This window comes from Vibrio sp. 3-2(1) (assembly GCF_963887575.1).
GTDB lineage: Bacteria > Pseudomonadota > Gammaproteobacteria > Enterobacterales > Vibrionaceae > Vibrio > Vibrio anguillarum.
Genome location: NZ_CAWPGB010000006.1, coordinates 25,750 through 41,089, shown reverse-complemented (window position 1 = coordinate 41,089; position 15,340 = coordinate 25,750). Strand labels below are relative to the sequence as shown.

Sequence of the window (15,340 nt, the reverse complement as noted above, 5' to 3'; positions counted from 1 at the left end):
TTTCTATTTCAACATAGGCTTAAGAAAGCGTGCTGTGTGTGAACCTTCGATCTGCGCCACATCTTCGGGCGTTCCTTGAGCAATAATTTCGCCGCCGCCTTGTCCACCTTCTGGCCCTAAGTCGATCACCCAGTCTGCGGTTTTAATCACATCTAAGTTGTGTTCAATCACCACCACGGTATTGCCGTGGTCGCGTAGGCGATGCAGTACGGTCAAGAGCTGTTGGATATCATGGAAGTGTAAGCCTGTCGTTGGCTCATCCAAAATGTACAAGGTTTTTCCTGTATCGCGTTTTGATAGTTCACGAGCCAGTTTGACGCGTTGAGCTTCGCCCCCTGACAATGTCGTCGCCGCTTGTCCGAGGCGTATGTAGGATAAACCCACGTCAATCAAAGTTTTGAGTTTGCGAGCGATCATCGGTACGGGTTCAAAAAAAGCGTAAGCATCTTCGACGGTCATCTCCAACACTTCATCAATCGCTTTGCCTTTGTAGCGGACTTCCAATGTTTCACGATTATAGCGTTTGCCCTTACACACATCGCATGGCACGTAAACATCGGGTAAAAAGTGCATTTCAACCTTAATCACACCATCACCTTGGCATGCTTCGCAGCGTCCACCGCGAACGTTAAAGCTAAAACGACCCGGTTTATAGCCTCGAGAGCGAGACTCTTGAGTGCCCGAGAATAGCTCACGGATCGGTGTGAAAATGCCCGTATAGGTGGCCGGGTTTGAGCGGGGAGTTCGGCCTATCGGGCTCTGGTCAATGTCGATGACCTTATCAAAATGCTCTAACCCTTTGATTTTTTGATATGGAGCAGGCGTTGCTGTGGTGGCTCCATTTAAGGCCGTATGAGCAATTTTAAAAAAGGTATCATTAATTAAGGTTGATTTACCGGAGCCTGAAACTCCGGTTACGCAGCTAAATAAGCCAACAGGAATTGATAAATCAACCGTCTTGAGGTTGTTACCCGACGCGCCGATAAGCTCCACCGTTTTCTTGGGATCTCTCGGGGTACGCACGGTAGGAATCGCAATTTTTTTCGCGCCGCTCAGGTACTGTCCTGTGAGCGAATTAGGGTTGGAAATTATGTCATTCACATTCCCTTCTGCGACGACTTGTCCACCATGCACACCAGCGCCAGGGCCAATATCAATTACATGATCGGCCATACGAATTGCGTCTTCGTCATGCTCTACAACCAATACCGTGTTGCCTAGATCGCGCAAATGCGTGAGCGTTTTTAATAGCCGTTCGTTATCACGCTGGTGGAGCCCAATCGATGGCTCATCTAAGACGTACATTACCCCAACGAGTCCAGCGCCAATTTGGCTCGCTAAGCGAATCCGTTGTGCTTCGCCTCCTGACAGGGTTTCAGCACTCCGAGAAAGGTTGAGATAATTCAACCCAACGTTGACGAGGAAATGCAAACGGTCATTGATCTCTTTCATTACTTTTTCAGCAATTTGTGCTCGTTGGCCTTCTAAATCAAGAGATTGAAAAAATTGCAAGGCATCGGCAATGCTCAGTTCCACCACTTCCGGGAGCGCGGTGTCATTGATAAATACGTTGCGAGCTTCGATGCGTAAACGGGTGCCATTACAACTGGTACAAGGCTTAGTCGAGATGTATTTCACCAAATCTTCACGGACAGAGTTAGATTCTGTATCGCGATAACGCCGTTCAAGTGTATTGAGAATGCCTTCAAACGGATGGCGTTTAACCCGAATATCACCACGGTCATTAATGTAGTTAAACTCAATCTCAGTTTTCCCCGAGCCTTTCAAGATGATTTCCTGAACCTTTTTAGGCAGTTTGTTAAATGGGGTGTGTAAATCAAAATCATAATGCGCAGCGAGTGACGTGAGCATCTGGAAGTAGTAGTAATTTTTCTGATCCCAGCCACGAATCGCTCCTTGCGCGAGGCTGAGTTGGCTATCTTGGATAACGCGTTCAGGGTCAAAATATTGTTGTACGCCTAAACCATCACAGGTGTGGCATGCGCCCGCTGGGTTATTAAATGAGAACAGCCGAGGCTCTAACTCCTGCATACTGTAGCCACAGTGTGGACAAGCAAAATTGGCTGAGAATACAATCTGTTCGCCTTCACCATCCATATCAGTAACCACAGCAATACCGCCTGACAACTCGAGCGCTGTCTCAAAGGATTCGGCTAGGCGCTGCTGTAGGTCAGGACGAACTTTAAAGCGATCAACCACCACTTCAATGGTGTGCTTTTTGTGCAGCTCAAGGGTTGGTGGATCAGTCAGATCGCACGTTTCACCATCAATTCGGGCACGGATAAAACCTTGCGCGGCCAAGTTTTCCAGTGTTTTAACGTGTTCACCTTTACGCTCTTTCACAATCGGTGCAAGTAGCATCAGTTTTGAGCCTTCAGCTAATTCCAACACCTTATCAACCATTTGGCTGATGGTTTGAGCGCGAAGTGGAACTTTGTGCTCTGGGCAGCGCGGCTCACCGACTCGCGCATAAAGCAGACGTAAGTAGTCATAAACTTCAGTAATGGTGCCAACCGTAGAACGAGGGTTATGCGAGGTTGATTTTTGTTCAATAGAGATAGCCGGTGAAAGACCTTCAATATGGTCAACATCCGGTTTTTCCATCAAAGATAAAAATTGGCGTGCATAGGCAGACAGCGATTCAACATAGCGACGTTGGCCCTCTGCGTAGAGTGTATCAAAGGCGAGAGACGACTTCCCCGAGCCTGATAGCCCTGTAATCACCGTTAATTTATCGCGTGGAATGGTCAGGTTGATATTTTTCAGGTTGTGGGTTCGAGCGCCCCTAACTTCAATTTTGTCCATCATCTAGGCTCTATGTAACACAAGTTAAGCAAGTATTGCATAGTGTGAGTTTTGTGCAAATAGGTACTGGATAAAAAAACAGTAAATAAAAACCACGGGACTTGCCGTGGTTTTTATTGGGGAGGCGCTAGGTTACTAAAGCATTAGGTGACTAACGCATTCGGTTACTTAAGCTTTATGAGTCGAATGCTTATCCAACGCGACTTTTTGTTCGTTCTTTTTGTACATGTTTTCAAAGCAGTAGTTAGTGGCTTCGATATAGCCTTCTACGCTACCACAGTCAAAGCGTTGGCCTTTGAATTTATACGCCAATACACAGCCTGATTGCGCTTGTTTGAGTAGCGCGTCGGTAATTTGAATTTCGCCACCTTTACCCGGCTCTGTTTGCTCAATCAGATCAAAAATATCTGGGGTTAAAATGTAGCGACCAATGATGGCTAAATTGCTTGGTGCGGTGCCTGGTTCTGGTTTTTCAACCATGTCATCCACTCGGAACAGATCGTCTTTGATCATTTCACCGGAAATAACACCGTATTTATGTGTTTCATTTTCAGGCACTTCTTGAACGGCAACAATTGAGCAGCGGAACTGTTTATACAGAGCGACCATTTGTGCCAAAACCCCTTTTTCTTGATTGACACATAAGTCATCGGCCAGCACCACCGCAAAAGGTTCATCGCCGACTAATTCTCGACCCGTTAAAATCGCATGGCCTAAACCTTTCATTTCACGTTGACGAATGTAGGTGAAGTTGGCGGTATCAATGATTTCACGAATATCAACCAGTAGCTCTTCTTTGTTGGTGCCACTAATTTGATGCTCTAGCTCATAGTTTTTATCGAAGTGATCCATGATCGAGTGTTTTCCACGCCCAGTCACAATACACATTCCGGTCATTCCAGCTTGAATCGCCTCTTCAACACCATATTCGATCAAGGGTTTATTGACGACTGGCATCATCTCTTTAGGCATTGATTTGGTCGCTGGAAGAAAACGTGTACCGTAGCCAGCGGCTGGGAATAGGCATTTTTTGATCATGCTATAACCTTATTTTTATTTGAATTGTTAATTGATGGCGCAACCTTATCATGCTTTATGAAACGCTATCACCACTAAAGCGGTGAACTCAGTTAAATTCTGCGTGAAAGCACATAATTAAGACAGAATATTTTGATTGGCCCACGCAATCGCTTGGACCCTATTTTTGACCGATAGCTTTTTGAATATTTGGTAGAGATGTGATTTGACCGTGAATTCACTGATGAATAAATCTTCCGACATTTGGTTATTCGATGCGCCAGTTTGTAAGCAGCGGAGGATCTGTATTTCGCGGGCGGTTAAGTCTGTAATCACTTGAGCAGTATGGGATTCAAACGCGTAGCGATAGTAGTGCAGTAACTGGCTTACAGCGTGTCTGGGTAGCCAATTTTGTCCGTTAATGATTTCACCAAGCCCAAATGCAATTTTATCTAGGGTGTCATTTTTATAAAATAGCCCCTTTAAATGGCCAAAGGTTAATAAGTCATTCGTGGTTAATCTTTGCAACACATTGATAAGGATCGTTTCATGATGCTGACTGCTTAATGGGCAGTTTCCCAAGCGTTGCTGCAGTAGCGCATAATCGGCATGGTCAATCATCAATATTTTGTGTTTATCTGGACAATACGTTTGGCGCAGGATTTCAGGCTCAATTTTTGGAATGGGCAGTCCAAGCCGATCGGTTAAATGGTCAATATAAGGGTGCTCTTGCTCTTTATCTAAGCAAAGAAAGTAAATGGTGCGGGTATAGTTTGTTTTTCTCATGGTCACTTCCTGTTGACGAGAATGTTAGACAACTGTCTAGAAAATGACGGAAATTAGGTTATAAAGCCAACGAGATAAATAAAATTGCGCTTAGTTTCATATAGTAAGGTAACTGAGTGTTTTGTCATCCTTAAATTAGATGTGGCGGTTCTAAAAAATAGGAAATTGAGCAAGATTGTGAGATGAATTTTGACAACTATTTCTGTGAAGATTTGTGCCTCGCATAAAGCGTGGTATCCTAGTCAGCTATTTAAAGAACACTCATGATGGAAGACGGAGCAAAACATGGCAAGCCGTGGAGTAAATAAAGTTATTTTAGTGGGTAACCTAGGTAACGACCCAGAAATTCGTTATATGCCTGGTGGCGCTGCTGTGGCAAATATCACCATTGCAACGTCAGATTCATGGCGTGATAAAGCAACTGGTGAGCAACGCGAAAAAACCGAATGGCACCGTGTTGCGCTGTTTGGCAAATTAGCCGAAGTGGCTGGTGAATACTTACGTAAAGGTTCACAAGTGTACATTGAAGGTCAGCTACAAACTCGTAAGTGGCAAGATCAAAGCGGACAAGATCGTTATACCACCGAAGTTGTCGTACAAGGTTTTAATGGTGTGATGCAAATGTTGGGTGGCCGTGCTCAAGGTGGTGCTCCAGCGCAAGGTGGAATGCCACAACAACAGCAACAAGGTGGCGGATGGGGGCAACCTCAGCAGCCTGCGATGCAAAAGCAACCACAGCAACAGCAGTCAGCTCCTCAACAGGCTCAACCTCAGTATAATGAACCACCAATGGATTTTGATGACGACATCCCATTCTAAACGTTCGAATGTCGAAAAAAGCCGCGAAAACCGCGGCTTTTTTATATAGTTATCACTATTAGCATTTTCTTATTTGTCAGCACAGCTTAGTGATCGACAAAGTTTACGTTGAAAAGGAATTCAGCATTCATGCGGTATACACCAACACTGAAACTGAGTACTCGGTTAGTGGCTTTTGTTACGCTTATCGTAACCAGTGCAATGTTCATTTTGTTTATTGGTGGAACTTTGTCTTTTCAACGGCTTGGACAAGAATATCTCAATCACTACCTAGCAGGAATTGTGGAGGTAGTCGATAAAGAAATAGAAGATCCTGATGCCGCTTATTCATTGCAACGTTGGATGCCCAAAATGTTGCAAGCCAGTAGCATTGTTGAAATGCAGCTCTCTTCACCAGCTGGCGTTATTTACCGTTTTAAAGATACCTCGTCCAAAGTCGACCCTGCCCGTTTGTACCATATTGATATTATCCTTGAACGTAATCCAGGCTACAGCATCAGCTTTAAAGCCGTTCCTCCCTATCTCAGTTATAGCTACTCATTGGGTGCCATGTGGTCTATTACGTTGGCAGTTGGTCTCATCGTGTTTTGTTTGATTCGTGGGGTAAAGTGGCTTAAAGAGCAATTGCTTGGAACTGAATTGTTGGAGGAGCGAGGGCGAATGATTCTCGCCGGTCGAGTGGAGCAGTACGCCAAAGGTGATCACCGCGAGTGGCCTTATACGGCGAGTGAGGCGCTTGATGTCCTGATTGATGAGCTGCAAGATGCTCGTCAAGAGCGTAGCCGCTTTGATACTTTTATCCGGACCCAAACCTTCTTAGATAAGTTGACGGGTACGGCCAACCGTGTCCTTTTTGATAGCAAATTGGAATCAGCCTTGTTAGAGAATGGCGCGCGTGGTGGCGTTTTGTTAGTGCGTATCGATGATTGGGATTCTCTGTGCGAAGAAAATGATAAAAAAGCAGCGGATGATCTCGTTGTGGAAGTCGGGGAGAACATCTCTAACGTCATACAGCGTTACCCGGATGTTATTTTATCTCGCTATTACGATACCGATTTTGCCATTTTTGTGCCGCACCAAGGGGTAAAAGAGGTCGCTTCTATTGCTACACAATGTTTGAAGCTTTTAGCGCGCATATCGCCTCCTGAGCCGCTCGATAAAGAAAACTGGTGCCATATAGGTATCAGTATGTACAGCGAAGGCGAGCGGCGTGGTCGAGTGTTGGATGAGGCAGAAACGGCCTTAAAAAGTGCTCAGTTACAGCGAGTGAATACGTGGAGCCGCTTTAAAAAGAGTACTTTTTTCCAAGAGGAACGCGGCAGTGTGCGTTGGCGAACTTTGTTTGATCAGGTGCTGACGCCTGAGAAAATGATTTTATTCCGTCAACCTTGCTATTTGCTTGAAAAGACGAATGATTTAGTATGGCTGCACGATGAGTTGTTTGCGCGTATTGATGATCCAGAACAAGGTGTCATAAAAGCCTCTCGCTTTCATTCTGCTTTAGAAACTGTAGGTTATGAAATGGTGATGGATCGAGCCGTGTTGCTGCAGGTGGTTCGTTTGCTCAAACGCTCTGAAGTTAAGGTCAATGTGTCAGTGAACTTGCATGTCGTCCCATTCGCCGATAAGTCGTATTTTAAGTGGTTCCGGCATGAATTGTTGCAACTTACCTCGAGTAGCCGATCGCAGCTCTCCTTTGAGTTTCCTGAAGGTCGGTTAGTACAGCATCTCGATTATATGCGCCCCGTTATTAAGATGATCTCCGGCCTCGGTGCTAAGGTAATCGTAGGGCAGGCTGGCAGAACGATTGTCAGCACTCACTACATAAAAGATCTTAAGATTGATTTCCTTAAGTTACACCGCAGTTTAATGAAGAAAATAGACCAACGGCATGAAAATCAGCTGTTTGTTCGTAGCATGATCGGTGCTTGTGGCGGTACTCAGACTCAAGTTATTGCGGTCGGTGTCGAAACAGAGCAAGAGTGGCAAACGCTAAAAAACCTAGGCATTCATGGTGGGCAAGGCCGACTGTTTGAAGAAGAACAGCCTTTGTTACCTGAGAAAATAATTAGCCCTAGCGTGACCTTAGGGCGAAGAAATCGTTGGCGTAAAAAATAAAAGCGAACCTATATGAATCTTCAGTCACTGATTGATAAATTAAAACCATCTAAAGCGACGTTGCGGCAATTGTTCGTTGTCGTAAGGCCTGATGCTCTCTATTTCTCGGCTTTGGATGATGCGACTTTGCCGACAGAGATCCCGCTTGATGGTGCAACGTGGCAACAGGTACTCTTTCACGCACTCAAACCGCTCAACATCAAGGGTACGGTAATTAACCTTGTCCTCCACGCTCATTTTTATCAAACTTATCAAATAGAAAAACCGCAGTTACCCAAAGAAGAGTGGTCAGTCGCCCTGCCATTTTTATTGAAAGATCTGGTGACAGAGAAAGTCACTGACATCATCGCTGATGCTTTTCCGTTACCCGCAGATAATAAAATTCAAGCCTACGTGGTCTCAAAACGCACGGTATTGGAAGTGGCGTCGCAACTGAGTGCGATGGGTTTAGAGTTAGGCAAAGTAATTCCCGAAGATGAAGTGTGGGCGAGAAGTGCCGGTGATCTTGAACATTTTTTGCTGCTACAGCGCAGTAAAAACAGCAGTTTTAAGTTTGACGCATTTGTGGATCGAAAATGCTGTTTTCAACGAACGATGAGAGGTGTTGTCTCTCCCATTACTGGTGTCGCCAGCTCGGTTTTACAGCTCGATGGTTTAGCGTTAGAACTGCAACGTTCGATTGATTACCTTTCCTCGCAGCTTAAAGGTGCCTCATTACATCAGCTAAAAGTGCTGTGTGATGAAGAAGCGCAGCAAGAGTTGGTCGATGCATTAAATGAACGCCTAAATGTCAAAGTTTCCCTGCTTGATGAGCGGTTACCGAGTTCGGCACATCTGCTGGTGGAGCAAGTGACTCGCATTGACGATTCAATGCTCAACTTATACCCGGCGCATCTTAAGCCGAAGAAAGAGTATTTTTCACTGTCCATGGTCTGCGCGATTTGGGGCATTGTCGCTTTAGTGATGCTATTGGCCTATGCCAGTTATCAATGGCAAAATAGTCAATTGAAACAGCAGCTACAAGCCAAACAAGCGCAAAATCAAGTCCTTGCTGCTGAATTAGAAACGACCAAACAGAAAGTTGACAAGCATAAGCCATCGGTTGAAAAAATGGCGGCGATTGAGCGTTTGAAGCAGCAAATTAAGGGCAAACAAGCCACATTGGATTCGATTAATGAGTTTGACCAATCACAACAGGTCGGTTACTCAGGAGTCATGCGTTCGCTAGCCACACTCAGCCGTGATGATATTTCATTAACGACCATTACCATCCATCATGAGCAGCTCGATTTGCAAGGCTTAGCCAGAGAGGCGAAAGATATTCCAAACTGGCTAAGTCAGTTTAAAAGCGAACTGAACCTAGTGGGACGTAGTTTTGAAAAGTTAAAAATTGCGCGCAATGAGCAAGGCATTCTCATCTTTGAGCTTAAAACTAAAGCGGAGGATAGCCAATGAATTGGCAGAGTATCAGCAACAAATTCTTAGCCATCAGTTCGCGTGAAAAAATGTTGATCGCCCTGTGTGGCTTAGTGGTGATTACACTGCTCTTGTTTAGCTTGTTACTTGAACCCGCGATGAAATCGGTGGCGGCTAATCGGTTACAGCTTCAGTCTGTTGAGCAGATGAACCAGCGAATGCAAGGTGAAATTCTGTTATTGACTGCTAAGCTTAATAAAGATCCGAATCAAGAGATCAATCTAGAATTCAAACAGTTAATGGCGCAGAGCCAAACTCTCTCGCTTGAGCTGGCAGCATTGGTTGATTCACTGATTACACCCGCGAAGATGGCGCAATTGCTTGAAAGTGTTTTGGCAACCAGCCCAGAGTTGACGTTGGTCTCCATGGAGTCATTAGCAGCAGAGCCGATTGCAAATAACAACCAATCATCTGAATATTCAGGCTATTATGTTCATCCTGTGAGATTGGAGTTCACCGGTAATTACTTCGCGATATTGAATTATTTGACCAATTTAGAAAGTTTACCGATGAAGTATTATTGGCGTCATTTCCAATACAAGGTAGAAAATTACCCCCAAGCCAGAGTCATTATGGAAGTGTACACATTAGGCATTAGACAGGAGTTTATTGGTGGTTAGATCCGTTTTTTCACTGCTGTTGATGTGTTTTGTATGCAGTAGTTGGGCAGCGCAAGATCCTACCGCGCCATTAGGTTGGGCGAGTGAGAGCGCATCACCTGTCAATAAAATAGAGAGTTACCCGCTACCTAGGTTGCAAAGTATTGTATGCCAACAAACCATACCTTGTGTGGCAGTGCTTAACGATCAAGTGGTTGGTATCGGAGAGTCGCTATTTGGCTACACAGTAGAAGCCATTGAACCACAGCAAGTGACCCTTTCTCGCAGAGGAAAGACGTGGGATTTAGGCCTCTTTTCTCTGGACATCAAGCAGTAAGGTATAGAAATCGTATGCGTAAAATCGTATTAGGCGTAGTCATCGTATCCTTAATGGGCTGTTCTATGGGGCATCGCGATCCAGTTGAGATGAAACAGTCTTTGAATCAGGCGATTAATGAAGCCAACAGCCGAAATCTAGCCGTTCTACCGGCCTCCGTAGAAGCTGACTTGATGCCTGACATTGAGGGAATCACAGCGCGCAGTCAAGAAACGGTTAAACGCTTTCGTATCCAAGCTGATAATGTGGATGCAAGGGTATTTTTTGCCAGTTTAGTGAAAGGAACTGAGTTTAGTGCCGCCATCCACCCTGAAGTTACTGGAAGTGTAACGGTAAATCTAACCGACGTGACTTTGGATGATGTATTGGCCGTCGTTCGTGACATGTATGGCTATGAAATTATTAAAAAGGGTAAAGTGATTCAGGTTTACCCATCAGGTCTGCGTACTGTGACTATCCCGGTCGATTATTTACAACTTAAACGTACGGGCCGTTCTTTAACTTCCATCACCACCGGTACGATCACTAATACGGATACCGGTTCTAGTTCCTCGAGTAGTTCTAGCTCAAATTCCAGTTCTAATTCCAATTCGAGTAACTCATCCAGTAATTCGAAAGGTGGAACGGAAATTGAAACCACCAGTGAAAGCGATTTCTGGCCGCAGCTTGAAAAAGCCGTTGCACAGCTGATTGGCTCGGGCAAAGGTCAAGGCGTTGTTGTCACGCCACAAGCCAGTGTCATTACGATTCGCGCTTACCCCGATGAAATTCGCGAAGTGCGTAACTTCCTTGGCATTTCTCAGCAACGTCTGCAGCGACAAGTGATCCTTGAAGCGAAAATTTTAGAAGTCACCTTGAGCGATGGTTACCAGCAAGGGATCAATTGGTCAAATATGTCCTTTGGCAATGGTGATGTTGTGATTGATAAAGTCGGTAGTGCGGCTTCGTTACTGCCGGGGATGGATGCGATTGGCACTCTGTTGCAAGGCCAAACCAATGTCACCATTTCAGATGGTAGCTTTAAAGCAGTGCTTAACTTCATGGGAACTCAAGGGGATTTGAATGTCCTATCCAGTCCAAGAGTCACCGCGGCTAATAACCAAAAAGCGGTGATCAAAGTCGGCACCGATGAATACTATGTCACTGATGTAACGGGTGTGGTTGGCAATGGCGATAACTCCAATGTTGCACCGGATATCCAACTCACGCCTTTTTTCTCGGGTATCTCGCTCGACGTGACGCCACAAATTGATGACCAAGGCAATGTGCTATTGCACGTGCACCCTGCTGTGATTGAAGTCGACGAGCAGAAGAAACAAATTGAATATGCAGGCAACCAAATTGTGTTGCCATTAGCGCGCAGTACGATCCGCGAATCAGACTCGGTGATCCGCGCGCAAGATGGTGATGTGGTGGTGATTGGTGGATTAATGAAATCCAACACCTCTAATCAAGTATCTAAAGTCCCTTTTTTGGGAGATTTACCCGGTTTAGGATATCTGTTTCGTAACACCTCTGAGCTGACTGAGAAAACCGAATTGGTGATTTTGCTTAAACCAACCGTTGTGGGTGTTAATACGTGGCAAAAAGAGCTCGAACGCTCGCGTGAACTACTGCAGGAGTGGTTCACAGACGAAGAATAAACAGCATGTATCTTGAGCACTTTGGTTTTGACCAACTGCCTTTTCATCTCACGCCTAACACGTCACTGTTTTTAGGCTTAGCGCCACATTACGAGGCGATTCAAACCGTGAGTGCCGCCATTGATTTAGGCGAAGGGGTGATCAAAATAACCGGAGAAGTAGGGACCGGAAAAACCATGGTGTGTCGCATGTTGATCAATCATTTACACGATCATATTGCACTGATTTACTTACCCAACCCAGCGCTTAATGGTCGAGAACTTCGCCAAGCTGTCGCCAGCGAACTAGGCCTTAATAAGCAAGATGATGCGGATATTGTTGATCGTATTCAGCGGCAATTGATTGCGCTAAAGCAGCAGGGGAAACGAGTTGTCGCGATTGTTGATGAAGCACAAGCGTTACCAGACGATGCATTAGAAGTGCTGCGTTTATTCGGCAATTTAGAAACAGAATACACAAAGTTGTTGCAACTGGTGTTGATTGGCCAACCAGAGCTCGATGAGCGTTTAGCGCAGCACCATCTGCGCCAATTTCGTCAACGAATTACTTTTAGCGCTTATCTGCGGCCGCTCTCTTTAGATGAAACAGTCGCTTATATCGAGAGCCGCTTGAGCAAAGCCGGAGGTGATGCGCAACTGTTTAATCTTGAACAGAAAAAAGCGTTGTGGCGAGCCAGTTATGGTACCCCTCGTTTGATTAACCAAGTGTGTCACAAAGCCCTGTTGCTGGCTTTTACGCAAAACGACAGCACGATTCGCAATCAGCACCTATTTACAGCGATTCACGATACGTTTGATACCTGTAAGCCTAAGTTTAAACGCCCTTTTATGTGGGGATGGAGTCAATCATGAGTGCGATGAACGATGCACTATCAAAACTGGCACAAGCGCAACGCCAATCGGTGGTGAACTTGCAACCAGCGCAAGTTGCGAAAGTAAAACGCAGCCGCGCTTGGTTGTGGATGGTAGCCGGGTTTGCTGCCAGCTTAGCGGTCGGTGGATGGGCGGTGTCACAGCAGCAAGCTATGGTTGACCAAGCTGCGGTTGACCAAACTATGGTCAGTCAAACTATGGTCAGCCAAACAGTAGTCAGTCAAACACTGGCCAATCAAGCGATAGTTAATGAACCTAAGAGCCTGTTGTTAGAGGTTGATGAGCGAAGCACTTCGCCTGCGCTTGTTTCTCCGACCACCAAAATTGTCCCAGTTCATCGTCCCGTTTACCAAACTGCCGTTGTTGCAGTGGACAAAAAAACGGCAAATTCAGCAACGCCCACAGTGGCGGTTAAACAGGATTCGGCCTTAGCCAATCAACAGCCGTTGTATTCTAACAGTGCGGTCGCGCTCGGTGCTGAAAGTGGCCAAGAAATCTCAAGTGTTTTGATTGAACAAGTGGATTTGACGCCAGAGCAACTGGCGGTAAAAGCAATGAGTCGCGCTGATAAAGCCGTGGACAGCAATGAGCTCAAAGAGGCACTGGATGCGTACAGTGAAGTGCTACGCTTTACCCCAGAAAATGAACTCGCCCGTCAAAAATTATCCGCGCTCTATTATGGCAAAGGTGATGCGCGCAAAGCTTTTGAAATTTTACAAAGCGGTATAAAACTCAATCATAACGGAGAAAGTTTGCGGATCGCGTTAGCCAAATTACTGATTAAAGAGAAGCAGAGTGAAGCGGCGTTAACCCCTTTAGTTCATTTACCTGACAATGCTTCGATCGATTATCTCTCGCTAAGGGCAGCCTTGGCACAAAAAGCCAAGCAAGATTCACTCGCATTAGAAAGCTATCAACGCTTAGTCAAGCTTGATGCTGAGAACGCACGCTGGTGGTTAGGGCTTGCGATAGCACAAGAGCGCACGATGGATTTTCAGGCGGCCAAATATACCTACCAACAAGCGCTTGCGAAAGTTGGCCTCTCGAGTCAGTCACAACTGTTTATTCGTGATCGCCTAGTCGTACTAAGCAGTTTAGAGGAGAGTACGAGTGCAAATTAAGCTACGAAAACGCTTAGGTGATCTGCTGGTTGAAGAAGGGATCATCACTGAAAATCAAGTTGAACAAGCGCTCGCTGCGCAAAAACGCAGTGGACGTAAACTGGGTGACACGCTGATCGAACTCGGCTTTTTATCAGAGCAGCAGATGCTTAGCTTCTTATCGCAGCAACTTTCGCTGCCGCTGATCGATCTCAGCCGAGCCAATGTCGATATTGATGCAGTGCAGATCCTCCCGGAAGTGCATGCACGCCGTTTACGCGCCTTAATCATTGGCAAAAATGGTGACACGCTGCGCATCGCAATGAGTGATCCGGCGGATCTGTTTGCTCAAGAATCTCTGCTCACTCAATTACCCCAATACAGTTTTGAATTTGTTATTGCTCCAGAAAAACAATTGGTTGAAGGGTTTGATCGTTACTATCGCCGCACTAAAGAGATTGCGTCCTTTGCCGAGCAGCTACAACTGGAACACCAAGGCAATACCGCCTTTGATTTCGATATCGGTGATGATGACAGCGATGAAGTGACCGTTGTTAAGCTCATCAACTCTCTATTTGAAGATGCGATTCAGGTTGGGGCGTCTGATATTCATATCGAACCTGATGCCAATGTATTGCGTTTGCGCCAGCGGATTGATGGGGTATTACACGAAACTCTACTCAATGAAACCAACATCGCTTCGGCTTTAGTGCTGCGTTTAAAATTGATGGCCAATCTTGATATCTCAGAAAAACGCCTCCCACAAGATGGCCGTTTTAATATCCGAGCCAAAGGCCAATCGGTCGATATTCGTATGTCGACCATGCCAGTACAATACGGTGAGTCGGTGGTGATGCGTTTACTCAACCAATCATCCGGAGTTCGTAAACTGGAAGAGTCGGGTATTCCTGACGATATTTTACAGCGTTTACGTCATCAACTTAAACGTCCACACGGCATGATCTTAGTGACCGGCCCAACCGGCTCAGGGAAAACGACGACGCTATACGGCGCGTTATCAGAGCTCAATGTTCCTGGCAAAAAAATCATTACTGCCGAGGATCCGGTTGAATACCGATTGCCACGTATCAGCCAAGTGCAAATCAACCCTAAAATTGACCTTGATTTCTCAACGGTGCTGAGAACCTTTTTGCGTCAAGACCCAGACATTATTCTAGTCGGGGAGATGCGCGATCAAGAAACCGTTGAAATTGGTTTGCGCGCGGCCTTAACTGGCCACTTAGTGTTGAGCACCTTACACACCAATGATGCGGTTGATAGCGCCTTGCGCATGATGGACATGGGCGCGCCGGGTTATTTAGTGGCCAGCGCCGTGCGGGCTGTGGTTGCCCAACGTTTAGTGCGTAAAGTTTGCCCCGATTGTAAAGCGGTGGATGAGGTTGATGAAGCCCGCAAACAGTGGCTGATGGTGCGTTTCCCAAATCAAGTTGAAGCGGCTTTTACACGTGGACGTGGGTGCCAGAACTGCAATTTGACGGGGTACCGTGGGCGAATTGGGGTTTTTGAAATGCTCGAACTTGAACATGAAATGATGGATGCGCTACGCGCCAACGATGCGGTTAGTTTTGCGCAAGCCGCTCGTCAGTCGAAGCAGTACAAACCGCTGCTAGCTTCGGCGATGGAGTTGGCGCTACAAGGGGTTGTCAGTTTAGATGAAGTGATGAGCTTAGGTGAAGGTGATTCATCCGGCATCATTCAAGCCATCTATCTATAGTTAAGGTTACTC

Annotated in this window: 12 protein-coding genes; 9 read left to right on the top strand and 3 right to left on the bottom strand. The window is 45.9% G+C overall.

Annotated elements, in window-relative coordinates:
* Window positions 1-3: 3 nt before the first annotated feature.
* The 3 genes from uvrA to AACQ79_RS01900 all read right to left on the bottom strand — a co-directional run bounded on the left by uvrA (window position 4) and on the right by AACQ79_RS01900 (window position 4,629).
* The gene (uvrA, locus tag AACQ79_RS01910) at window positions 4-2,826 is read right to left on the bottom strand and encodes an excinuclease ABC subunit UvrA (RefSeq protein ID WP_026029161.1); all 2,823 of its coding nucleotides are present in this window, start codon (window positions 2,824-2,826) and stop codon (window positions 4-6) included.
* Window positions 2,827-2,994: 168 nt separating this feature from the next.
* Window positions 2,995-3,864 carry a UTP--glucose-1-phosphate uridylyltransferase GalU gene (gene galU, locus AACQ79_RS01905; protein ID WP_013857894.1) on the bottom strand — a complete coding sequence of 290 codons (870 nt, stop codon included), beginning with the start codon at window positions 3,862-3,864 and terminating at the stop codon, window positions 2,995-2,997.
* A gap of 117 nt (window positions 3,865-3,981) precedes the next feature.
* Entirely contained in the window at window positions 3,982-4,629 is a 648-nt protein-coding gene (locus AACQ79_RS01900) for a LuxR C-terminal-related transcriptional regulator (RefSeq protein ID WP_047688160.1), read from the bottom strand.
* A gap of 285 nt (window positions 4,630-4,914) precedes the next feature.
* Here AACQ79_RS01900 and AACQ79_RS01895 point away from each other — a divergent pair, with 285 nt between their 5' ends.
* The 9 genes from AACQ79_RS01895 to AACQ79_RS01855 all read left to right on the top strand — a co-directional run bounded on the left by AACQ79_RS01895 (window position 4,915) and on the right by AACQ79_RS01855 (window position 15,328).
* Window positions 4,915-5,448 carry a single-stranded DNA-binding protein gene (locus AACQ79_RS01895; RefSeq protein WP_013857892.1) on the top strand — a complete coding sequence of 178 codons (534 nt, stop codon included), beginning with the start codon at window positions 4,915-4,917 and terminating at the stop codon, window positions 5,446-5,448.
* A 129-nt stretch (window positions 5,449-5,577) separates the two neighbouring features.
* Window positions 5,578-7,566, top strand: coding sequence for an RNase E specificity factor CsrD (gene csrD / locus AACQ79_RS01890; RefSeq protein ID WP_170899651.1), 1,989 nt, complete (start codon window positions 5,578-5,580; stop codon window positions 7,564-7,566).
* A gap of 12 nt (window positions 7,567-7,578) precedes the next feature.
* Complete coding sequence (locus AACQ79_RS01885) at window positions 7,579-9,021, top strand: MSHA biogenesis protein MshI (protein WP_088731575.1); 1,443 nt, start codon at window positions 7,579-7,581, stop codon at window positions 9,019-9,021.
* A complete protein-coding gene (gene gspM, locus AACQ79_RS01880) occupies window positions 9,018-9,662 on the top strand; it encodes a type II secretion system protein GspM (RefSeq protein ID WP_017047102.1) in 645 nt (214 codons plus the stop codon). Before AACQ79_RS01885 ends, gspM begins: the two co-directional genes overlap by 4 nt.
* A complete protein-coding gene (locus AACQ79_RS01875) occupies window positions 9,652-9,978 on the top strand; it encodes an MSHA biogenesis protein MshK (protein ID WP_017050664.1) in 327 nt (108 codons plus the stop codon). The genes gspM and AACQ79_RS01875 overlap by 11 nt, the downstream gene beginning before the upstream one ends.
* Before the next feature lie 14 nt (window positions 9,979-9,992).
* A complete protein-coding gene (gene mshL / locus AACQ79_RS01870; protein WP_170899650.1) occupies window positions 9,993-11,621 on the top strand; it encodes a pilus (MSHA type) biogenesis protein MshL in 1,629 nt (542 codons plus the stop codon).
* Between the two features lie 5 nt (window positions 11,622-11,626).
* Complete coding sequence (locus tag AACQ79_RS01865) at window positions 11,627-12,472, top strand: ExeA family protein (protein ID WP_170899649.1); 846 nt, start codon at window positions 11,627-11,629, stop codon at window positions 12,470-12,472.
* Entirely contained in the window at window positions 12,469-13,614 is a 1,146-nt protein-coding gene (locus tag AACQ79_RS01860) for a tetratricopeptide repeat protein (RefSeq protein ID WP_170899648.1), read from the top strand. The genes AACQ79_RS01865 and AACQ79_RS01860 overlap by 4 nt, the downstream gene beginning before the upstream one ends.
* Window positions 13,604-15,328, top strand: a complete 1,725-nt coding sequence (locus AACQ79_RS01855) for an ATPase, T2SS/T4P/T4SS family (RefSeq protein ID WP_170899647.1) — start codon at window positions 13,604-13,606, stop codon at window positions 15,326-15,328. Before AACQ79_RS01860 ends, AACQ79_RS01855 begins: the two co-directional genes overlap by 11 nt.
* Window positions 15,329-15,340: the final 12 nt, after the last annotated feature.

Coding starts and splice junctions, on each gene's coding strand:
- csrD (WP_170899651.1), top strand. CDS start 5,578: ATGCGGTATACACCAACACTGAAACTGAGTACTCGGTTAGTGGCTTTT.
- uvrA (WP_026029161.1), bottom strand. CDS start 2,826: ATGGACAAAATTGAAGTTAGGGGCGCTCGAACCCACAACCTGAAAAAT.
- galU (WP_013857894.1), bottom strand. CDS start 3,864: ATGATCAAAAAATGCCTATTCCCAGCCGCTGGCTACGGTACACGTTTT.
- AACQ79_RS01900 (WP_047688160.1), bottom strand. CDS start 4,629: ATGAGAAAAACAAACTATACCCGCACCATTTACTTTCTTTGCTTAGAT.
- AACQ79_RS01885 (WP_088731575.1), top strand. CDS start 7,579: ATGAATCTTCAGTCACTGATTGATAAATTAAAACCATCTAAAGCGACG.
- mshL (WP_170899650.1), top strand. CDS start 9,993: ATGCGTAAAATCGTATTAGGCGTAGTCATCGTATCCTTAATGGGCTGT.
- gspM (WP_017047102.1), top strand. CDS start 9,018: ATGAATTGGCAGAGTATCAGCAACAAATTCTTAGCCATCAGTTCGCGT.
- AACQ79_RS01895 (WP_013857892.1), top strand. CDS start 4,915: ATGGCAAGCCGTGGAGTAAATAAAGTTATTTTAGTGGGTAACCTAGGT.
- AACQ79_RS01865 (WP_170899649.1), top strand. CDS start 11,627: ATGTATCTTGAGCACTTTGGTTTTGACCAACTGCCTTTTCATCTCACG.
- AACQ79_RS01860 (WP_170899648.1), top strand. CDS start 12,469: ATGAGTGCGATGAACGATGCACTATCAAAACTGGCACAAGCGCAACGC.